This window comes from Herbaspirillum sp. GW821-FHT09A12 (assembly GCF_059418325.1).
On sequence record NZ_JBWKPR010000003.1, the window covers coordinates 122,251 to 143,040 of the forward strand.

Sequence of the window (20,790 nt, forward strand, 5' to 3'; positions counted from 1 at the left end):
TTGCCTTGCGCAGGTGACGGCATGGCGCCGCTACCCGGCTGCGGGCGAGCCGCATCGGGAAAGCGGCCCGCCCGCAGGCAGGAATCAGCCGTGCTTGCGTTCGAATTCTTTGAGGTAATCGACCAGGGCCTGTACGCCCTCGATCGGCATCGCGTTATAGATCGATGCGCGCATGCCGCCGACCGACTTGTGGCCTTTCAGCTGCAGCAGCCCGCGCTCCTTGGCGCCGGCGAGGAATGCGTCATTCAGCGACTCGTCGCGCAGGAAGAACGGCACGTTCATGCGCGAACGGCAATCCTTTGCGATACGGTTGCCGTAGAAATCGGTGGCGTCGAGATAGCCGTACAGCAGTTCGGCCTTGGCGATGTTGCGCTTTTCCATCGCCGCCACGCCGCCCTGGCGCTTCAACCACTGGAACACCAGGCCGGCGATATAGATCGCGTAGGTCGGCGGGGTGTTGTACATGGAGTCGTTGTCGGCCACGATCTTCCAGTCGAAGGCCGAGGGACAGATCGGCAGCGCGTGGCCCAGCAGGTCCTCGCGCACGATGACGATGGTCACGCCGGCCGGGCCGATGTTCTTCTGGGCGCCGCCGTAGATGACGCCGTACTTCGACACATCGATCTCGCGCGACAGGATGTGCGAAGACATGTCGGCCACCAGCGGCGCGCCGTTGGTGTCGGCCGCCACATCCGGCGTGTATTGGTATTCGACGCCGTCGATGGTCTCATTGCTGCAGATGTGGACGTAGGCCGCATCCTTCGACAATGTCCAGTCGGCGCGCGCCGGAATGCTGGAAAACTTGTGGTCGGCCGACGAAGCGGCGACGTTGACGGTGCAATAACGCCCGGCTTCCTTGATCGACTTGGTCGACCAGGAGCCGGTGTTGATGTAGTCGGCCACGCCCGGCGCATGCTGGCCGGCAGGCGAACGCAACGCCGCCAGGTTCATCGGGATGATGGCGTTCTCGGCGATCGCCCCGCCCTGCAGGAACAGCACCTTGTAATTCGAGGGCACCGCCAGCAGATCGCGCACATCGGCCAATGCGGCCTCGATGATGGACATGTATTCCTTGCCGCGATGGCTCATCTCCATCACGGACATGCCGCTGCCATGCCAGTCCAGCATTTCATCGGCTGCCTGCTGCAGCACTTCCTTGGGCAATACCGCCGGGCCGGCGGAAAAGTTGTAAACCATATCTGCGATCACAATCAAAAAAGGCGGCTCATCTGATATGAACCGCCTTGCGTTGCAACGTATTACGCGTCCGCGGCCGGTGTTTCGCCACCGGCAGCTTCCGTCCCTTCCGCGCCTTCGGCAGTTTCGCCGCGCTCGTCCTCCACATCCGATTCGACCACGCGCTGCAGGCCCGACAGCTTGGTGCCGTCTTCCACCGCGATCAGGGTCACGCCCTGGGTGGCGCGGCCCATTTCGCGGATCTCCGACACGCGGGTGCGGATCAGCACGCCGCCGGTCGTGATCAGCATGATCTCGTCGGTCGGCTCGACCAGCGTAGCGGCCACGACCTTGCCGTTGCGTTCGCTGGTCTGGATCGCGATCATGCCCTTGGTGCCGCGGCCGTGGCGGGTGTACTCGGTGATCGGGGTACGCTTGCCGAAACCGTTCTCGGTCGCGGTCAGCACCGACTGCTGCTCGTTCTCGGCCACCAGCAGGGCGATGACCTGCTGCGTTTCTTCCAGGTTCATGCCGCGCACGCCGCGCGCGGTACGGCCCATCGGACGCACGTCGTTTTCGTCGAAGCGCACCGCCTTGCCGGAGTCGGAGAACAGCATCACGTCATGCTGGCCATCGGTCAGCGCGGCGCCGATCAGGAAGTCGCCCTCATCGAGGTCGACCGCGATGATGCCGGCCTTGCGCGGATTGCTGAAGTCCGACAGCGGGGTCTTCTTGACGGTGCCCAGGCTGGTCGCCATGAACACGTAACGGTCTTCCGGGAAGACCCGGTTCTCGCCCGACAGCGGCAGGACCACGGTGATCTTCTCGCCGTCCTGCAACGGGAACATGTTGACGATGGGCTTGCCGCGCGAGTTGCGCGACCCCTGCGGCACTTCCCAGACCTTCAGCCAGTACAGGCGGCCGCGGTTGGAGAAGCACAGGATGTAATCGTGCGTATTGGCGATGAAGAGCTGGTCGATCCAGTCGTCATCCTTGGTCGCCATGGCCTGCTTGCCGCGGCCGCCGCGCTTTTGCGCGCGGTATTCGGAGACCGGCTGCGACTTCATGTAACCGGTGTGCGACAGCGTCACGACCATGTCTTGCGGCGTGATCAGGTCTTCCGTGCCGAGGTCGGTGGCATTGAGTTCGATGGTCGAACGGCGCTCGTCCTTGGCGCCGATGCCGTAGTCGTTCTTGCCCGCATTGAGCTCGTCGGTGATGATCGCGGTCACGCGCGCCGGCTTGGACAGGATGTCGAGCAAGTCGGCGATTTGCGCCATCACGTCCTTGTACTCATTGACGATCTTGTCCTGCTCCAGCCCGGTCAGGCGTTGCAGACGCATCTGCAGGATTTCCTGGGCCTGCTCGTCGGACAGCTTGTACAGTCCGTCGGACTGGATGCCGTAATGGGCCGGCAGGCTTTCCGGACGGAAGGCCTCGATGCCGCCTTCATTGGTTTCGCCGGTGCGCGCCAGCATTTCACGCACGGTCGACGAGTCCCAAGCGCGCGCCATCAGCTCGGCCTTGGCGATGGGCGGCGTCGGCGCGGCGCGGATGATGGCGATGAAATCGTCGATGTTGGCCAGCGCAACCGCCAGGCCTTCCAGCACGTGGCCGCGTTCGCGCGCCTTGCGCAGTTCGAACACGGTACGGCGAGTGACCACTTCGCGGCGGTGCGACAGGAAGCATTCCAGCAGTTGCTTCAGGTTCAACAGGCGCGGCTGGCCGTCGACCAGCGCCACCATGTTCATGCCGAAGGTGTCTTGCAGCTGGGTCTGCTTGTACAGGTTGTTGAGCACCACTTCCGGCACTTCGCCGCGCTTCAACTCGATGACCACACGCATGCCCGACTTGTCGGACTCGTCGCGCATGTCGGAAATGCCTTCCAGCTTCTTGTCGCGCACCAGTTCGGCGATGCGTTCCAGCAGCGCCTTCTTGTTGACCTGGTAGGGCAGCTCGTCAACGATGATGGCGGTGCGGCCTTCGCGGCCGAATTCCTCAAAGTGCGTCTTGGCGCGCATGATCACGCGGCCGCGGCCGGTGCGGTAACCGTCGCGCACGCCGGTGACGCCATAGATGATGCCGCCGGTCGGGAAGTCGGGCGCCGGAACCAGCTCGATCAACTCATCGATGGTGCAGTCGGCGTTGCCCAGCAAGTGCAGCGCGGCGTTGATGACTTCGGTGATGTTGTGCGGCGGGATATTGGTGGCCATGCCCACGGCGATGCCGGAGGAGCCGTTGACCAGCAGGTTCGGGATACGCGTCGGCAGGACCGAGGGTTCCTTTTCCTTGCCGTCGTAGTTGGGCACGAAATCGACGGTTTCCTTTTCGATATCGGCCAGCAATTCGTTGGCGATCTTGTCCAGGCGGCACTCGGTGTAACGCATCGCCGCGGCGCCGTCGCCGTCGATCGAGCCGAAGTTGCCCTGGCCGTCCACCAGCGTGTAGCGCAGCGAGAAGTCCTGCGCCATGCGCACCAGCGTGTCATAGATCGAGGCGTCGCCGTGCGGGTGATACTTGCCCATGACTTCGCCGACCACACGGGCGCATTTGACGAACGGACGGTTCCACACGTTGTTCATCTCATGCATTGCGAACAGGACGCGGCGGTGCACCGGCTTCAAGCCGTCGCGCACATCCGGAAGTGCCCGTCCCACGATTACGCTCATGGCGTAATCGAGGTAACTCTTGCGCATCTCTTCTTCGAGGGAAATGGGGATGGTTTCTTTAGCGAATTGATCCATTGGAGAGTCGAAAGATGTTTCCCGGTATTAAAAAAATCATACCGGGCGGGCCATGCCCTTGGACGTAATCTGAACAGCGCATTCTAGCATGCCGCAGGGCCGAACCGCCGGCTTGGGAACCCCGCGGCCGCCAAGCGCGCCATGGATCGCCGCAACCCCTCAGCCGCGAACGATGGCCTATATATTATTAGTGGCGGGATCGCCTGGACGGCGCGGGTTGCCGGCAAAACACTTCCCAACGGACAACATCGGGACTGGAAATGAAGCTTCTGACAAGTTTCTTTGAAATCGAATTTCCAGAACCCCGATAAGGGGGCGTATCTGAACCTTCACTCGCATCGATAACGCATCAAAAACGCATCATCCCTGGATATGCGGGAATTGGCGAACTACATGAAAAATAAGGATTTTCTTGCGAAAACGGCGATTTTTAAAGCTCTTCCGGGACAAAAAAGCCGCTAAAAAAGCGCGTTGCGCGGAAACAACACAGTCCCAAAAACGTTGTCTGGACCAAATAGCAAGCATCACTCAAGGGCAATCCCTGTGGCAGAATGGCGGCTAAGTTCATCGCATGCCACCTAGGGAACAAGGGGGCTGTGACGACCTGAACACATGATATTATTCATTTTTTTGATGTCGTAATCTTGTAGCGCAGTTTATCTGCGGATATCTCACCCGAGAGGAGAAACATGAACAAATTAGCAAAACTCGTCTTCGCTGCTGCGTCCGCAGCCATCGCTCTGTCTGCCACTGCCCAGGAAATCAAGGACATCAAGGTCCGTCCGGGCAGCGTGTACCTGCAAGATGGCCGTGACGTCGTTACCCGCAGCGGCTACGGTCTGTGCTGGCAAACCGCCTATGTGAACGGCCCTTGCGAAGAGCCGCCTGCACCGGCACCGGTTGCTGCTGCCGCTCCTGCTGCTCCTGCTGCCGCTCCTGCTGCTCCGACATCTGAAAAAGTGACCTACGCTGCTGACGCGTTCTTCGACTTCGACAAGGCAGTCCTGAAGCCTGCTGGCAAGGCCAAGCTGGACGAGCTGGTCGGCAACCTGAAGGCAATCAACCTGGAAGTCATCATCGCTGTCGGCCACACCGACTCCGTTGGTTCGGTTGCTTACAACCAGAAGCTGTCGGTTCGCCGCGCTGAATCGGTCAAGGCATACCTGGTTTCCAAGGGTGTCGAAGCCAACCGCGTCTACACTGAAGGCAAGGGCAAGTCGCAACCGGTCGCAGACAACAAGACTGCAGCTGGCCGCGCCAAGAACCGCCGCGTGGAAATCGAAGTTGTGGGTACCCGCAAGTAATCGATTGACGCTACAAGGCCTCAATAAACCCCGCTTCGGCGGGGTTTTTTTATGCCGATTTGATTTCCGGCCGTCCGACACCCGCCCTTGTTTCGGCTATCATTGCGCCTATGAATGCGACCAATGCCGACCCCCAAGAACTCCAGAAATTCAGTGAGCTGGCCCACCGCTGGTGGGATCCCGGTTCCGAATTCCGTCCCCTGCATGAAATCAATCCGCTGCGCCTGGAGTGGATCAATGCCCGCGCGCCGCTGGCCGGCAAGAAAGTGCTCGATATCGGCTGCGGCGGCGGCATCCTGGCCGAATCGATGGCGGCCAAGGGCGCCAACGTCACCGGCATCGACCTGTCCGACAAGGCCCTGAAGGTCGCCGACTTGCACAGCATGGAATCCGGCGTGCAGGTGCGTTACGAAAAAATCGCCGCGGAAGACATGGCCGCACGCGAACCCGGGCAGTTCGATGTCGTCACCTGCATGGAAATGCTGGAACACGTGCCCGATCCGTCTTCCATCGTGCGCGCCTGCGCCACCCTGGTCAAACCCGGCGGCAAGGTGTTTTTCTCGACACTCAACCGCAATCCCAAGGCTTACCTGCTGGCGATCATCGGCGCCGAATACCTGCTGCGCATGCTGCCCAAAGGGACGCACGATTACGCCAAGTTCATCACCCCCGCCGAGCTGGGGCGATATATCCGCCAGGCGGACCTGGATATCGACGCCTACAAAGGCATGAGCTACAACCCGCTCACCAAGATCTATTCGCTCAACAACGATACCGACGTCAACTACCTGGTCGCCTGCACCCGGCCGCTGGCCTGACCGGCCGCAGCAGTTGCCGGGCGCCGCTGCCCATGCGCGGCGCCCTTCCTCCAACCCCATCCTGTGACGCACCATGCCGCTACGCCCACCGCGCGCCATCCTGTTCGACCTCGACGGCACGCTTGCCGACACCGCCCCTGACCTCGCCGCCGCGGCCAATTTCCTGCGTAGCGAACACGGCCTTGAACCGGCGCCTTATGAGTTGCTGCGCCCCGTCGCATCGGCCGGCGCGCGCGGACTGATCGGCGCCGCGCTGGATATCCATCCGGGCCACGCCGAGTACGAGTCGCTGAAAGTACGCTTCCTGGACCGTTACGAAGCCAACATGGCCGCCCACAGCAAACTGTTCGACAGCATCCCCGACCTGCTGGCCCAGCTGGAAGCGCGCGGCATCGCCTGGGGCATCGTCACCAACAAGGCCGCCCGCTTCACCGATGCGCTGGTGCCGCAGATCGGCCTGGGGCATGCCGCCTGCGTGGTCTCCGGCGACACCACCCCGCACCCCAAACCGCACCCGGCCCCCTTGCTGGAAGCGGCCAAGCGCTTGCGACTGGCGCCGGAGGATTGCTGGTACGTCGGCGACGACTTGCGCGATGTGCAAGCCGGCAAGGCCGCCGGCATGCCTACCGTCGCCGCGGCCTGGGGCTATTGCGGCCACTCCGCACCGGCCTCCTGGGATGCCGACGCGCTGCTGCACGAGCCGCAAAAACTGCTGGAACTGCTGGGACCTGCGCCGATCTGATTTGCGCAGGGCCGATGGCAAGCCCCGCCCCGTTCCATCGGCTGCCGCGCGCAGCCGATTTGCATTCCACCGCCCTGGCTTGCCCCTATTTAGAGATCTATGCTCCACGCTTGCCGATGCCGCATTAGAATGATGCAAGTGGCCATCCATACGGCCACCTGTTCTTCGCACACATAACAAATATCGTTGAACGCACCGGTGCCGCCCGCCTGCTCCTGCGCAGCGCCCTCGCCGCCCGGTTGCATCGAGAAGGAACATCCAGCATGGCAAATCCGGGCATCGCAGCAACCCTCAACAACTTGAAATCGCAGCAGCGCTTGCGCCGCCCGCTCAAATGGCTTGCCTGGATCCTGGTTGTCCTGCTCGCACTGGCCGCCGCCAGTTGGCTGGCGCTGCCGTCCTTCATCAAAAAGATCGCCATCGAGCAGACCCAGGACAAGATAGGCCGCAAGCTCGACATCGGCAAAATCGACTTCAACCCCTTCCGGCTGGCGCTGACCGTCTCCGATGTCACGCTCTACGAACCGGACCAGAAAACGCCCTTCTTCGCGGCCAAGAGCCTGCTGGTCAACGCCTCCTCCGCCTCCATCTTCCGCCTGGCCCCGGTACTCGACGAAATCAAGCTGACCGCGCCCGACGTGCACGTGGTACGCCTGGACGCCGAGGGCATCGGCCACTACAACTTCTCCGATATTCTCGAGCGCATCGATGCCATGCCCAAGAGCGATTCGAAATCGCAGTTCTCGCTGGCCAATGTGCAACTGCAGGACGGCAAGATCCGCTTCGAAGACAAGGTCACCGGCAAAGACATCAACGTCCAGGCGCTGCAGATCGGCCTGCCGTTCATTTCCAACCTGCCCGGCAGCATCGACAGCTCGGTGCAGCCCCAGCTCTCGGCCGACATCAACGGCACGCCCTTCCATCTGCAGGGACGCAGCAAGCCTTTCGCCAGCACCCAGGAATCGACCTTCGCCATCGACATCGACAATCTCGATGTGGTCAGCTACCTGCCCTTCGTCCCCGTCGCGCTGCCGGTCAAGCTGCAAAGCGCCAAGCTCACGACCAAACTGGACCTGGGCTTCGTCCGCACCGACGGCAAGCCCAAAGTGGCGCTGAGCGGCGATCTCGCCCTGGAAGACATCTCGGTGCAGGACAAGAGCCAAGCCCAGTTGTTCAAGGCCAAGAAACTGGCCGCCAACATCAAGCAGTTCGATGTGCTCAATGCCAGCGGCGAGATTGCGCAAATCAGCCTGGAAGCGCCGCAAGTGTGGGCGGCGATGAATGCGCGCGGCGACATCAACTGGGTACGGGCGCTGGCCTCGGGCCAACCTGCCAAACCCGCCAAGCCCGCCAAGGCAAGCGATGCGCCGGCGGCGCAAGCCCCCGCCCCCAGCGCCGATGAAAAGAAAGACACCGCCATCCTCGTCCAGCAACTCAGCGTACGCGACGGGCAAATCAACTGGCGCGACGAAGCCAACGCAGCGCCCGCACAAAACGTGCAACTGAGCCAATTCAGCGTCGACGCGGCACAGCTCTCGACCAACGCCGACGCCAAACCCGCCACGCTGAAAATCTCCCTGGTCGAGAACGGCCGCGGCAAGCTGGCGTTCGACGGCGAGATCGCACCGCTCAAGCCGCAGCTCAACGGCAAGCTGACGCTGGATGGCATCGACATCGCCGGCTACCAGAATTACCTGAACCGCTCGCTGGCAGCCAATGTATCCGGCGCATTGTCCGGCGCTTCAACGATCCAATTCCAGGATCAGCAACTCAAGCTGAGCGATACCAGCCTCAACCTCGCCAACCTCAAGCTGGCGCCCAAGGCGAAAAATGCCAACGCCATCACGGTCAAATCGATCGCCTTGCAACAAGCCTCGCTCGACCTGGCCGCGCATCTGGCGCAAGCCGACGCCATCCGCATCAGCGGCCTGAACGGCGATATCCGGCGTGAAGGCGACGGCAGCTTCAACCTGCAACGGCTGCAGGCGGCAGCCCCTGCCTCCGCCGCCACGGAGCGCGCCCCCGAGCCATCCGGCAACAAGGCGCCGGCCAAGGGAGCGCAGCCATCGCCATGGGTGGCGCGCCTGAACACCTTCAGCCTGGCCGACAGCACCCTCAACTTCGAAGATGCGGCTGCCGGCGCCAAGTCCCGGTTGAAGATCCACGGCATCAACCTGCAAGTGCAAAACCTTTCCAGCAAGCTGGACCGCGACACCAAGTTGAGCCTGCAAGCCCAGTTCGACAAGAGCGGCAAACTCGACATCAACGGCCAGGCCGCGCCGCAGTTAAAGGACATCAACCTCAATCTGGATGCGAAAAACCTGCCCATCGCTCCCTTCCAGGGCTACTTCGCCAATGCGCTCAACGTCACGCTGACCAGCGGCTTGCTCAGCGCCAAGGGCAAGCTGGCCGTCACGCCGCCGCTGGAACAGCAGAAGTTCGCGCTCAGCTACAACGGCAGCGCCGCCGTCGGCAACCTGCGCCTGCAAGACAAGGTCACCGCCAGCGACTTCCTGCGCTGGCGCGCGCTCGACCTCAGCGGCATCCGCGCCAAGCTGGGCGGCCGTACGCAAATCTCGCTGGACAAGGTCGCGCTGACCAACTTCTACGCGCGCACCATCCTGTCCGAGAAAGGCCGGCTGAACCTGCAGGACATCCTGGTGTCCGACGCGCAATCGCAAGGCTCGATCACCGATGCCGACAAGCAGGACAACAAAGAACCCAAGGACACCGCCAGCGCGCCCAAGACCGCCACCTCGACCGCCCCGGCAACCGCCACCGGCGCCGATCCGAATGCGCCGATCGTGCGCATCGGGCAAGTCGTGCTGGCCGCCGGCAACATCAACTACACCGACAATTTCGTCAAGCCGAACTACACCGCCAACATGACCGACCTGGCCGGCACCATCGGCGAGATCTCGTCGGAAAAACCGCAGCCGGCGCCCGTCAACATCAGCGGCAAGATCGACAACGACGCCCCGCTGCAGATTTCCGGCTCGCTCAATCCGCTGTTCAAGCCCATGTTCCTCGACATCAAGGCCAGCGCCAATGGCGTGCAGCTGCCGCGCCTGACGCCCTACTCGGCCAAGTACGCCGGCTACCCGATCACCAAGGGCAAACTGTCGATGGATGTGCAATACAAGATCGAGAACGAGAAACTGGTCGCTGAAAACGACGTGCGCATCGAACAGCTCACCTTCGGCGAACGCGTCGACAGCCCCGACGCCACCAAGCTGCCGGTGATGCTGGCGGTTTCGCTGCTCAAGGACCGCAATGGCAACATCAACCTCAACCTGCCGATCTCGGGCTCGCTCTCCGACCCGCAGTTCTCGGTCGGCGGCATCATCTTGCGCGTATTCGTGAACCTGATCGTCAAGGCCGTCACCTCGCCGTTCGCCCTGATCGGATCGATGTTCAACAGTTCCGACAACATCGGCGAACTGCGTTATATCGAATTCGCTCCCGGCTCGGCCGACATCACCCCCGAAATCCGCAAGAAGCTTGACGCCCTGGGTTACGTCCTCAACGAACGCCCCGGCATCAAGCTCGACATCACCGGCCGCGTCGATCCCAAGATCGATGACCTGGGCCTGCGCCAGGAAGCCCTGAACCGCCAGATGCGCGCCATCAAGCGCCGCGAGCTGATCGACAAGGAAGGCCAACCCTCCGGCGCGGTGCAAATCAGCGATGCCGAACGTCCCAAGTATCTCGAACTGGTCTACAAGGACGCGAAGTTCAAGAAACCGCGCAACATGATCGGCCTCTCCAAATCGCTGCCGCCGGAAGAAATGCAAAAGTTGATCACCGACAACACGGAAGTCACGCAAGACGACCTGCGCAACCTGGCCCAGCGCCGCGCCGACCAGGTCCGCAATTACCTGCAGGAACAAAGCGTGATCCCTGCGGAACGCATTTTCCTGATCGCCCCCAAGCTCAGCGCCGACGGCATCCCGGACAAGGAAGCCACCGCCCGGGTCGACCTCGGCATCCAATAAGACAGGAAACGGCCCCGCGGACTTGATAAAACCGAAAGCGCCCCTACAGTAGGTTATAATTCCCTTTCTGCGTTTCTGCGGGGGCGACTTGGTTTCGACGTGGGTTGCAAAGCAGCGCGGGGCATACCGAGGCCTGATTACCTCGTAAATACAGTCAGAACGTAAATAACTGCTAACGATAACTCGTACGCACTGGCCGCTTAATCGCGGTTAGCTCCACACCATCTCGTCTCTGGGGTGGGCTGGCAACAGCAGTGGAGTCATTTACAGAGAATCGCCTCGGAACGGGTCACTTGAACCGGGGTTAAATCCAAGGTGACTAGCCTTGCCGCAGCGTGTGCGTCCGCGGCGGCCGGGTTAAATCAAATGACAGCACTAAGTATGTAGAACCGTCTGTAGAGTGCTTGCGGACGCGGGTTCGATTCCCGCCGCCTCCACCATATTTAAGTCCACCCTAGACTACGTTAGGGACCTCGCAAACCAATCATTAGAAAGGTTTGCGAGGTATTGGGACTTTCCAACAGTTTGTCTGTGGTGGCCTATTCTGGCCTCCATTTCGTCACAAATTTGTCACAGCGCTTACATGGGTGGGGCTCATCCATGATCGACTGGGTGACTGCGACTATTCCTTTGTCCTCATCAACGACATTTGCGGGTGGACGGCTTCTCTCCGTGAACTCCGACGGTGAAGTGGAATGGCAATCTGAAAAGCGGTTACCAGTAGTCGGCTCCTACGACTCGAGATTTCATATAGTTTCTCGTGGTGAACGGCACATCAATATTTCAGGCAATCCCTCGAAGTTCTTGCAAGGTCACAATCTGTTCGGATCGGACGATCTCATCGGATTAGTTCGCGAGAGTATGCAGCGAATTTGTCGCACGCTAGGTATCCCTGTATCACCCGCTGACGACGAAATGTGGCGTAACGGAAATTATGATCTGACGCGGGTAGACATCGCGTATATGTACTCGCTTGACAGCCGGGCGAACGTACGCTCGTGGCTCCGTTCTGCTGAATATCAATCGAAAAGCCGGCATGGCCGCCCAATGACTAGAGGCGGCACGCTGTATTGGGGAAAGCACTCCCGACGATGGGCAATGAAAGCCTATGGTAAAGCTGATGAGGTCTCCTCAACCAAAGAGCATCGATTGTCTAATGATTTACCAAACCGAGATTTGTTGCTGGAGTATGCTGAAGACAAGCTCCGGATAGAACTCGTACTGCGGTCAATGCAATTGGATGATCTTTTATTGCTGAAGACAGCGTGTCATTGGTCACCAGACATTCCTGCAAAACTTCATAACCACTACTTGGATTCCATTGATATGAGCAATCAATTTACGCTCTCAGAAGCTCATATAAGTGGGCTTCCCCCTCGTCTAGTAGCTGTGTATCGCCTTTGGAAGAATGGCGAAGATTTGCGCGCAATGTATCCCAAAAATACTTTCTATCGATACAGGCGCCAGCTTCTTGATCACGACATTGATATCGCGATTATCCAGCCGCGATCATTCGAAAATGTTGTTTCACTGGTCCGCGCCCTACGTCCCCAGGCTATTGCACATATTCCTGACTGGGCGAGGGGCACTGAGCTTTATTTCGATACTCAGGATCAAAAGGTTGCTTAACCTTGAAGAGCTTAGCGAGGGGAATTATGAAACATGGTTTTATGCAATTAGCTTTAGACGCATTGGCTTATCGACTTCTTTCGCGCCACACCGCGTATACACCTGAAATACACTATGACCTGCAACGACGCGCTGTAGCCGAATATCGGTATGCGTTGAAGACCTCCCTCTCCAAATCGTATTGGTCAGCAATGATTCATTTTCGTATTGTTGATCTCTACTGGTGGATTCGAGCATAGTCTTTGGAAAGCTAGGCTGGACGAACAATCCATCGCAGGGGCGATTGGAGTCTCGCCGAAGGGCGAGATGCCCGTAGGGCACCCCTGCTTATCATGGTGGCATGCAGGAGCGATAAGCGCCGTTGGCCGGCGCTGCGACGATGCCATCCACCTGAATGCCCCAATACTCCCTCAAGATCTACCGGCAAGGGCTACGCCCGCCCGCAGCTTTGCGAGGACGGGCGTAGCCCTTGCCGGTGAGCTTTGTCCCGAAATCGGGACTCTCAGGCGGCTTAGATGCCAATAGAGCAACTACTCCTGTGCAGTATAGTGATACTGCACGAAAGTACCAATTTGGTACCCAAAGCCCGGTGAGCCCTCTAAAATAAAGGGATTTTAAAGTCCCCCTATACATCCCATAATGACTACCCAAATACCTTCTGACGAGCAATTGTGCTTAATTGTTGAAAAGGCAATTAAAAACTTCCGAGGGAATTCCGATACTCTGCGTAGCGCCATCGGTTATGCGTTTGTTACCCGCCGAATCGGCTGGAAACCGGTATTGCTGATGCATACCCCTAAGACGATCAAGGAGTATGACCGCATACTCGCCATCGATTCGAGGACGCTTTTTTTGGAGGTGGGACCTGATGCCAAGCGTTCCCTGGCTTGGAGCACGGTAGAGAAGATTTCAAACTTCTGGAAGGCAGTCAAAGGTGAGATTAAAGGAGTACGCTCGACAGAAATCAACTAGGGGTACTTGACGCACCCCTAGGGGATTATTAAACTCCCCCACACCAATGCTCAATTGGTGCCGACTAATCCTGGGGGGTTTTTTATGAAATGGGTATTGATTAAGTTGCTCGTTCAACAAACTGGCTATTCTGAAAACGCCGTCCGAGCAAAAATTAAGAAAGGTGTCTGGCTTCAAAATCTCCATTGGCGCAAAGCACCTGATGGACGAATTCTCTTTGATTTACATGCCATTCAACTATGGGTGGAGGGTGGATCGGTCCATCCGATGGGGAGCGATGCATCATGAGTCGGTATGTACGAATGCCGTCACATGCCGTTTGCGCTTGCGGAAAAAAGAATTCAATCAAACGAGAGCGAAACAAGAAATTTATTCCTCCGAATGTGGATGCGGTCGGATATTCGCGATGCTTTAACTGCGGGTCCGAGAGTATTCACTTCAGCGGCCAGGAAAAGGCCGTAATGCTTGTAGCGAATCGCATAATGGAAATGGATGACGACAAGCCACTGCTATCGATTACGGATCTGAACGATGCCGATGAATAGCTCTCGGAAAAGAAAAGGCGTACGCGCTCATGGAAGTGGAATTCAAATCGACTTCACATTCGCAGGAAAACGCCACCGAGAAAAACTAAGAATTCCTCCAACCGAGGCAAACTTAAAGTATGCGGAGCGCACCCGAAATGCGATCTTGTTCGATATCGCACGCGGCGATCTCGACCTCGGAAAATATTTTCCGAATCGAGTTTGCCATGACACGTCGACTTCATCAGAAATTGGTAAAGCATTAGATGGCTTTCTCAAGTTCAAACAACTTGACTGCGCTTTAAGCACTCTTCGAGACTATAGAAGCGCTATTGATTTCCATCTTCGGCCACGTTTTGGATCACTTCAGTTTAGGGACATTACGACGATGATGATCCGAGAGTGGCTCCAGAATTTGGCGATCAGTGGGAAGAGAAAAAACAACATTTTGATCCCTCTTCGTGAAGTATTCGAAAATGCTTTTCGAGATGGAACGATTAAAAATAATCCTCTAGAACGAATTGAAAATTTTCGCCATCAATCGCAAGAACCCGATCCTTTTTCTCCTGACGAGATCAACCAAATAATAAATTCGTCTGCTATTCCTCAAATTCGCAACCTCATCCAGTTTGCTTTCTATACTGGGCTAAGAACCTCGGAGCTAATCGCCTTACGATGGCAAGACATCGACTTCCGCCTAAAGCAAATTTACGTTACGCGAGCCAAGGTTAGAAAATCGCTGAAAGATACCAAAACCGCTGCGGGGCGACGGACAGTTTTACTACTTCCATTTGCAGAGCAAGCACTACTAGCTCAAAAGCAATTTCAATCTTTAACGCACGATGAAGTGTTCTTAAATCCGCATACATTGGCGCCGTGGATTGATGATGGCCAGCTGCGCAAACGCGCATGGTATCCGTTGCTAGTTGACGCCAAAGTCAAACCAAGAAATCCATATCAGACTCGCCATACCTATGCCAGCTTAATGCTGACGGCAGGTGAAGACCCTTTCTGGGTGTCAGTTCAAATGGGGCACAAGAACTTGCAAATGACATTGAAACGATATGCACGTTGGATTCCCAACCGAAATCAAAGCGGAGGGGAAAGGGTAATGAAATTTTTGTCCCAGTTTGGTCACAAAGAGGTGATAAATGATTGATTTCAAAAGGATGGTCGAGGGTTCGATTCCCGCCGCCTCCACCAACAAAAGGAAATGGCCCCATCGGGGCCATTTCCTTTTGTTTTTGATGCCCCGAGAACCGAATCCGCGTCCGGCACGGACGCGGGGCGAGCCGGGGGTTGCGCGACGCATGCGTCGTGCCCGGCGAGCGGATTGCGCTTGCAAGCGCAATCCCGGGAGATTCCCGCCACCTCGACACGGCCCCATCGGGACCATTTCCTTTGTGCGCCCATGCTGGGCGCACAAAAAAAAGCCCGCCAACCGGCGGGCCAAACAACGACACTACTCTGCTCGCAAGTGTCGCCTGCTGATTTCCAGGGGCGAGCTGGCTTACTCTTGCCAGCCCCTCCCTCCTCAGAACCTCAGATGATCCTAGAACAAATGGCGAATACCCGTCATCAGACCGAACTGGTTCTTGCCTGCTCCCACCGAACCACCGGCGTCGAGGGCAAGGGCAGAGGTCCCGCCATTCTTGATGTAGCCCATTGACGTATAGAGCGCGGTGCGCTTGGAGAGGTTGTAGGTGAGTCTGGCCACTGACATCGTCGCGTCGTTGCTGCTGCCCTTGACGTTCAGGCGGATTAGTTGGCCATCCAGTACCAAGGCGGCCGAGAGGGGATAGCTGGCGCCCAGGTAGTAGAGGTCGGAATTGGTGTTCGCATTGCCTGCTGCGCGGGTACGGCGATCGATGACACCGCCGCCCAGCTTCACCTCCCCCAGCATGACATAGCCGTTCAGCGTGACGCGCTGGTCGGTGTTGTCGCTGCTGGTGAGCCCGCCGGAGGCGCCGGTATTGCCATACATGATGTCATAGGAGGTATTGACGCCAAAGCCCTGGCCGTCATAGCCGAGCAAGCCCGTGATCTGGCGGCAGGCCTTGGCGTTGCCGGCCACTTCGCCGGGACAGTTGGTTGCCGAGGGGCCGCCGGCGGAAGAATTGTCGCGGCCGAAGCTGTATGTGGCGCCCACGGTGAATCCGCTGAAGTTGCCCAGGTAGCCGATGGCGTTGTCGCTGCGGGCATTGGGCAGGTAGCTGTCGATACTGTTGATGGAGAACAAACTGGGGCCGATGACGTCGCTCTTGGCAGTCGCCAGGAAGGTCATGTTGACCTGGCGTCCCAGCGACACCTGCCCCCAGCTGCCTTTGAGGCCGACGAAGGATTGCCGTCCGAACAGGCGGTTACCCTGCCCCATGCCTCCGCTGTCGGGGGTAAAGCCGGACTCGAGGACGAACAGGGCCTGCAACCCGGCGCCCAGGTCCTCCGTGCCCTTGAAGCCGATACGCGACGGGAAGCTTCCGGTCAGCGACGGCATCTTGATCACCGAGTTGCCGTTGGCATTGGCGTTGGTCGTGTACGCCACGGCAGTGTCGATGATCCCGTAGATCATGACCGACGAACCCTGCGCATGCGCCGCGCCGGCCAATACTGTCCCAGCCAGCGCCATGGCGCCGGTGATTTTCATCTTCTGCATGTTTCCTCCTGTAGTTGTCGAAAGGACGGCGCCGCGTAGACCGGTCTATGTGCCGGCTATCGCTTTATCGGTTGGCGCCCTCCGTAGTGTCGCTGTCAGTTCGTACCCACCTCTTTCAGGAAAATGTTCCGTCGTTTCGTACTTATGGATCACTCGGCATCTGGCTGGCCTGCCGGGTGCGCGCTACGGAATGCATCCAGTTGCTCGCACTCGGCGGCGATGGCGCGCAAGACTGGATAGGGTTCCAGGTTCACGTCGAAGCGCTGGGCATTGAACAATTGCGGCACCAGGCAGCAATCGGCCAGGCCCGGAGTGTCGCCGCAGATGAAGCGGCCGCGCAGGGGCGAGGCTGCCACCTGCTGCTCCAGGGCTTCCAGCCCCAGGAGGTTCCAATGATGGATCCAGGCTTTCTTTTGCTCTTCCGACACCCCCAGCGTACCGCTCAGGTATTTCAGCACCCTCAGGTTATTCAGCGGATGCATCTCGCAGGCGATGCTGGCGGCTACCTGGCGCACGTAGGCGCGCTGCAGCCGGTCTTGCGGCAGCAGCGGCGCCTGCGGATAGCGCTCGTCGAGGTATTCGAGGATGGCCAGCGACTGGCTGATCAGCCCTGCGCCATCGCCCAGGACCGGTACCAGCGCTTGCGGATTGAGTGCCTGGAAACCTGCGCCGAACTGCTCGCCGCCATTGCGGTTGAGGTGCACCGCGCGGTAGTCGAACGGCAAGCCCTTCAGGTTCAGGGCGATGCGCACCCGGTATGAAGAGGAGCTGCGGAAATAGTTATAAAGGATGCGTTCTGCGCCCATGGCGTCAAACTCCTAGGTATTGGTGGATAAGTTCGGTTTCGCAGGCCAGCTGCGCCGACGCCCCCGACCACACCACGCGCCCTTTCTCGAGCACGAAATGACGGTCGGCCAGCTTGAGCAGCGACTTGATGTTCTTGTCGATGACGATCTGCGCCAGGCCATCCTGCTTGAGCGTCAGCAGTGCATTCCAGATTTCCTGGCGCACCAGCGGCGACAAGCCTTCGGTCGCCTCGTCCAGCACCAGCAGCGAAGGATTGGTCATCAGGGCGCGGCCGATGGCCAGCATCTGCTGTTCCCCCCCTGATAATTGCCAGCCCTGGTTGCGGCGACGCTCCTGCAGTCGTGGGAACAGTGCGTAGACGCGGGCCAGGTTCCAGGGCGCACCGGCGGATTTCTGGCGCGGGGCGCGGGACGTGGCCACCAGGTTTTCCTCGACGTTCAGGTTGGGAAACACTTGGCGCCCTTCGGGCACCAGGCCCAGGCCAAGGCGCGCGATCTCGTGCGATGGGGAAGCGTGGATCTCTCGCCCGCCCATGCTGATGCGCCCGCGCTGGGCGCGCAGCAGGCCGAACAGGCACTTGATGGTGGTGGAGCGCCCCATGCCATTGCGTCCGAGCAGGGTAACCACCTCCCCTGGCCTGACGTCGAAACTGACGCCAAACAGCGCCTGTGCCTGGCCATAGGAGGCGTTCAGGTTTTCTACTTCCAGCAGAGCTGTCATGCTTATTCCTCCTCGCCCAGGTAAATCGCCTTGACCTCAGGATGGTGGCGAATCTCGTCCGGCGTGCCGCAAAACATCACCTTGCCGTAGACCAGCACCGTGATGCGGTCTGCCAGCGCGAACACCGCTTCCATGTCGTGTTCCACCAGCAGGATCCCGTAGCGTCCTTTCAGGCGCTGCAGCAAGGCCACCACCACGGCAGACTCCTGGGCACTCATGCCGGCCATGGGTTCGTCCAGCAGCAGGAAACGAGGTTCGGCCGCCAGTGCCATGGCCAGTTCAAGCTGGCGCCGCTGGCCATAGGCCAGCTCGCCGGCCGGCACGCCGTCGATAGCCGCCAGGCCGACCTCATCGATGACCTTGTCGGCGATGGCCGCCAGGTCGCGCTGTCCCAGCAGCGAGCGCAGGAACGCAAAGCCATGGCGGCGCGCACCGTGCGCGGCCAGAATCACGTTCTCGCGTACCGTGAACTCCTCGAACACCGCGGTGATCTGGTAGGAACGGAGCAAACCGCTGCGGGCGCGCTGAGCAATCCCCAGCGCGGAAACATCCCGCCCCTGGAAGCGGATGACACCCGCATCGGCGCGCAGCTCGCCCGAGAGTTGATTTACCAGCGTGGTCTTGCCGGCCCCATTGGGCCCGATGATGGCGTGCAGCTCACCCGGCCGGATGTCCAGATCGACCTGGTCTGTTACCAGCAAGCCGCCATAACGCTTGGTCAGGCCTCTGGTTTCAAGCAATGCCTGGCTCATCGCGATTCCTCCCCGGCCAAGGCGACTGGCACCCGCGTGGCGAGCTCGGCGCCGCGCTTGCGCATGGCCAGCCGTTCATCCAGCTTCGACAGCACACCCACGATGCCAGCGCGTCCGGCCAGGGCGATCAGTACGATCATCGGGCCAAAGACGACGGCCCAATGGTCCGTGTACGACTTGAGTATTTCTTCCACGCCCAGGAAGCTCATGGCGCCAAGCAATGGGCCAGCCACCGATCCCATGCCCCCCAGCACCACCATCACGATGAGATCGCCCGACATCGACCATGCCAGCGAACTGGGCGACGCAAACGCGTTCAGGTTGGCAAACAGCATGCCAGCGAGCGCACAGACCACCGCAGACATGACATAGGCTGCGAGCTGGTATTGGCGAGCGGGAAAACCCAGGGCATTGATGCGGCGCGGGTTCTGGCGAGCGCCGCGCAGTACCATACCGAACGGTGCGCCATGGATCCGCCACATGGCCAGCAGCGCCAGGCACAGCAGGAGAAAGGCCGTGTAGTACAGGGTCTTCAGGTCACCCAGGCTGAACCAGCCGAATTGCGACGGCGCGGTAATGGTCATGCCGTCGTCGCCGCCGTAGTGCTTGAGACTGACGAAGACGAAGTAACCCATCTGCGCGAACGCCAGCGTAATCATGATGAAGGCGATGCCACTGGTGCGCAGGCTGATGAACCCGGTCGCCGCGCCAAGTGCCCCGCAGACCAGCACGCACGCCAGCAGATGAAGCCAGCCGGCATCGATGCCATAGAAGGCGGGAATAGCCACGCAATAGCTGCCCCCCCCGAAGAACAAGGCATGCCCGAAGCTGACCAGGCCGCCATAACCCAGCGCCAGGTTGAGCGCTACCGCCGCCAGCGCGTACACCAGCATGCGTGCGAACAGCGTGATGAAGAAGGCCTGGTCGGTCCACTCGGCCACCACCGGCAGGCAAGCCAAGGCCACCAGCAGGAGGCATGGCACCCAGAACGAGAAACCTCGCATCTTGTTAGTCTTGTTAGTCGATTTCATCACTTTCCTCCCGCAGGGAACAGCCCGTTCGGCTTGACCGCAAGCACCACGGCCATCAGCACGTAGACCAACATCGACGCCACCGCTGGACCAGCCGCCGTGGCCGCCTCGCGATCCATCAGGGTGCGGAAGATCTGCGGCAGGAAAGCCCGCCCCATGGTATCGGCGATGCCCACGATCAGTGCCGCGTACAAGGCACCACGGATGGAACCGATGCCGCCGATGACGATGACCACCAAGGTCGCGATGAGCACAGGTTCGCCCATGCCGGACTGGATCGACAGGATGGGGCCAGCCATCACGCCGGCCAGGCCGGCCAGCATGGCGCCGATCACGAACAGCAGGCCATTGAGCAGGCGAATGTTGATGCCAAGGGCGCCGACCATGGCCGGATTGACCGCGCCGGCCCGGATCAGCATGCCCAGGCGAGTGCCGTTGATCATCCATTGCGCGCCGGCCGCCACCAGCAAGCCGGTGACGATGATGGCCAGCCGATAGGCCGGGTAGCTGGTGCCCAGCACCTCGATGGTGCCCTCCAGGAAGGACGGCAAGGGCAGGAAATAAGGCTGCGGGCCGAAGAGGATGCGCACCAGCTCGTTGAAGAACAAGACCAGGCCGAAAGTCGCCAGCACGTGGTCGAGGTGGTCACGCCGATACAGCCGCGCGATCACCAAGCGCTCCAGGACCATGCCTACCACCGCACATCCCCCCAGGGCCGCCATGACGGCCCAGAAGAAGTTGCCGCCGTACTCATACCCCAGCGCCGAGAAGTAGGCGCCCAGCATGTACAGCGACCCGTGCGCCAGGTTGACGAAGCTCATGATCCCGAATACCAGTGTCAGCCCGGCGGCCAGCAGGAATAGAAGCACCCCGTACTGCACCCCGTTGAGCAGCTGGGTAGCGATTTGCAGAAGGAGATCCAT

At 59.7% G+C, this 20,790-nt stretch carries 16 protein-coding genes and 1 other RNA gene; 9 read left to right on the plus strand and 8 right to left on the minus strand.

Going from position 1 to position 20,790, the window contains the following annotated elements; translation table 11 throughout:
* Positions 1–84 precede the first annotated feature (84 nt).
* Entirely contained in the window at positions 85–1,197 is a 1,113-nt protein-coding gene (serC, locus tag AC07N6_RS10730; protein WP_494781825.1) for a 3-phosphoserine/phosphohydroxythreonine transaminase, read from the minus strand.
* Between the two features lie 62 nt (positions 1,198–1,259).
* Positions 1,260–3,920 (minus strand): DNA gyrase subunit A, encoded by a 2,661-nt coding sequence (gene gyrA / locus AC07N6_RS10735; RefSeq protein WP_494781826.1) that lies wholly within the window; start codon positions 3,918–3,920, stop codon positions 1,260–1,262.
* 689 nt (positions 3,921–4,609) lie between these two features.
* Between gyrA and ompA the strand changes: the two genes are divergently transcribed.
* The 9 genes from ompA to AC07N6_RS10780 all read left to right on the plus strand — a co-directional run bounded on the left by ompA (position 4,610) and on the right by AC07N6_RS10780 (position 15,063).
* The gene (gene ompA / locus AC07N6_RS10740) at positions 4,610–5,224 is read left to right on the plus strand and encodes an outer membrane protein OmpA (protein WP_494781827.1); all 615 of its coding nucleotides are present in this window, start codon (positions 4,610–4,612) and stop codon (positions 5,222–5,224) included.
* Positions 5,225–5,334: 110 nt separating this feature from the next.
* Entirely contained in the window at positions 5,335–6,042 is a 708-nt protein-coding gene (gene ubiG / locus AC07N6_RS10745; RefSeq protein WP_494781828.1) for a bifunctional 2-polyprenyl-6-hydroxyphenol methylase/3-demethylubiquinol 3-O-methyltransferase UbiG, read from the plus strand.
* Positions 6,043–6,115: 73 nt separating this feature from the next.
* Positions 6,116–6,784 (plus strand): HAD family hydrolase, encoded by a 669-nt coding sequence (locus tag AC07N6_RS10750; RefSeq protein WP_494781829.1) that lies wholly within the window; start codon positions 6,116–6,118, stop codon positions 6,782–6,784.
* A gap of 263 nt (positions 6,785–7,047) precedes the next feature.
* Positions 7,048–10,779 (plus strand): DUF748 domain-containing protein, encoded by a 3,732-nt coding sequence (locus AC07N6_RS10755; RefSeq protein WP_494781830.1) that lies wholly within the window; start codon positions 7,048–7,050, stop codon positions 10,777–10,779.
* A 79-nt stretch (positions 10,780–10,858) separates the two neighbouring features.
* Positions 10,859–11,219: a transfer-messenger RNA gene (gene ssrA / locus AC07N6_RS10760) on the plus strand.
* A 160-nt stretch (positions 11,220–11,379) separates the two neighbouring features.
* Positions 11,380–12,408 (plus strand): phage/plasmid replication protein, II/X family, encoded by a 1,029-nt coding sequence (locus AC07N6_RS10765; protein WP_494781831.1) that lies wholly within the window; start codon positions 11,380–11,382, stop codon positions 12,406–12,408.
* Positions 12,409–13,047: 639 nt separating this feature from the next.
* Positions 13,048–13,380, plus strand: a complete 333-nt coding sequence (locus AC07N6_RS10770) for a hypothetical protein (protein WP_494781832.1) — start codon at positions 13,048–13,050, stop codon at positions 13,378–13,380.
* Between the two features lie 84 nt (positions 13,381–13,464).
* Entirely contained in the window at positions 13,465–13,668 is a 204-nt protein-coding gene (xisR, locus tag AC07N6_RS10775; protein ID WP_494781833.1) for an excisionase family protein, read from the plus strand.
* A gap of 243 nt (positions 13,669–13,911) precedes the next feature.
* Positions 13,912–15,063, plus strand: a complete 1,152-nt coding sequence (locus AC07N6_RS10780; RefSeq protein ID WP_494781834.1) for an Arm DNA-binding domain-containing protein — start codon at positions 13,912–13,914, stop codon at positions 15,061–15,063.
* Between the two features lie 393 nt (positions 15,064–15,456).
* Here AC07N6_RS10780 and AC07N6_RS10785 read toward each other — a convergent pair whose 3' ends face one another.
* The 6 genes from AC07N6_RS10785 to AC07N6_RS10810 all read right to left on the minus strand — a co-directional run bounded on the left by AC07N6_RS10785 (position 15,457) and on the right by AC07N6_RS10810 (position 20,790).
* On the minus strand, positions 15,457–16,557 hold the full coding sequence (locus tag AC07N6_RS10785) for a porin (protein ID WP_494781835.1): 1,101 nt from the start codon (positions 16,555–16,557) through the stop codon (positions 15,457–15,459).
* A gap of 149 nt (positions 16,558–16,706) precedes the next feature.
* On the minus strand, positions 16,707–17,363 hold the full coding sequence (gene maiA, locus AC07N6_RS10790) for a maleylacetoacetate isomerase (RefSeq protein WP_494781836.1): 657 nt from the start codon (positions 17,361–17,363) through the stop codon (positions 16,707–16,709).
* Positions 17,364–17,367: 4 nt separating this feature from the next.
* Positions 17,368–18,084, minus strand: coding sequence for an ABC transporter ATP-binding protein (locus AC07N6_RS10795; protein ID WP_494781837.1), 717 nt, complete (start codon positions 18,082–18,084; stop codon positions 17,368–17,370).
* Between the two features lie 2 nt (positions 18,085–18,086).
* Positions 18,087–18,836 (minus strand): ABC transporter ATP-binding protein, encoded by a 750-nt coding sequence (locus AC07N6_RS10800; protein WP_494781838.1) that lies wholly within the window; start codon positions 18,834–18,836, stop codon positions 18,087–18,089.
* On the minus strand, positions 18,833–19,867 hold the full coding sequence (locus tag AC07N6_RS10805) for a branched-chain amino acid ABC transporter permease (protein ID WP_494781839.1): 1,035 nt from the start codon (positions 19,865–19,867) through the stop codon (positions 18,833–18,835). The genes AC07N6_RS10800 and AC07N6_RS10805 overlap by 4 nt, the downstream gene beginning before the upstream one ends.
* Entirely contained in the window at positions 19,867–20,790 is a 924-nt protein-coding gene (locus AC07N6_RS10810; RefSeq protein ID WP_494781840.1) for a branched-chain amino acid ABC transporter permease, read from the minus strand. The genes AC07N6_RS10805 and AC07N6_RS10810 overlap by 1 nt, the downstream gene beginning before the upstream one ends.

Bases quoted from the DNA above. Each gene is read 5' to 3' on its own strand.
- AC07N6_RS10810 (WP_494781840.1), bottom strand. From the start codon at position 20,790: ATGGATCTCCTTCTGCAAATCGCTACCCAGCTGCTCAACGGGGTGCAG.
- xisR (WP_494781833.1), top strand. From the start codon at position 13,465: ATGAAATGGGTATTGATTAAGTTGCTCGTTCAACAAACTGGCTATTCT.
- ompA (WP_494781827.1), top strand. From the start codon at position 4,610: ATGAACAAATTAGCAAAACTCGTCTTCGCTGCTGCGTCCGCAGCCATC.
- ubiG (WP_494781828.1), top strand. From the start codon at position 5,335: ATGAATGCGACCAATGCCGACCCCCAAGAACTCCAGAAATTCAGTGAG.
- AC07N6_RS10765 (WP_494781831.1), top strand. From the start codon at position 11,380: ATGATCGACTGGGTGACTGCGACTATTCCTTTGTCCTCATCAACGACA.
- AC07N6_RS10780 (WP_494781834.1), top strand. From the start codon at position 13,912: ATGCCGATGAATAGCTCTCGGAAAAGAAAAGGCGTACGCGCTCATGGA.
- AC07N6_RS10800 (WP_494781838.1), bottom strand. From the start codon at position 18,836: ATGAGCCAGGCATTGCTTGAAACCAGAGGCCTGACCAAGCGTTATGGC.
- AC07N6_RS10750 (WP_494781829.1), top strand. From the start codon at position 6,116: ATGCCGCTACGCCCACCGCGCGCCATCCTGTTCGACCTCGACGGCACG.
- gyrA (WP_494781826.1), bottom strand. From the start codon at position 3,920: ATGGATCAATTCGCTAAAGAAACCATCCCCATTTCCCTCGAAGAAGAG.
- AC07N6_RS10785 (WP_494781835.1), bottom strand. From the start codon at position 16,557: ATGCAGAAGATGAAAATCACCGGCGCCATGGCGCTGGCTGGGACAGTA.
- AC07N6_RS10755 (WP_494781830.1), top strand. From the start codon at position 7,048: ATGGCAAATCCGGGCATCGCAGCAACCCTCAACAACTTGAAATCGCAG.
- serC (WP_494781825.1), bottom strand. From the start codon at position 1,197: ATGGTTTACAACTTTTCCGCCGGCCCGGCGGTATTGCCCAAGGAAGTG.
- AC07N6_RS10770 (WP_494781832.1), top strand. From the start codon at position 13,048: ATGACTACCCAAATACCTTCTGACGAGCAATTGTGCTTAATTGTTGAA.
- AC07N6_RS10795 (WP_494781837.1), bottom strand. From the start codon at position 18,084: ATGACAGCTCTGCTGGAAGTAGAAAACCTGAACGCCTCCTATGGCCAG.
- maiA (WP_494781836.1), bottom strand. From the start codon at position 17,363: ATGGGCGCAGAACGCATCCTTTATAACTATTTCCGCAGCTCCTCTTCA.
- AC07N6_RS10805 (WP_494781839.1), bottom strand. From the start codon at position 19,867: ATGAAATCGACTAACAAGACTAACAAGATGCGAGGTTTCTCGTTCTGG.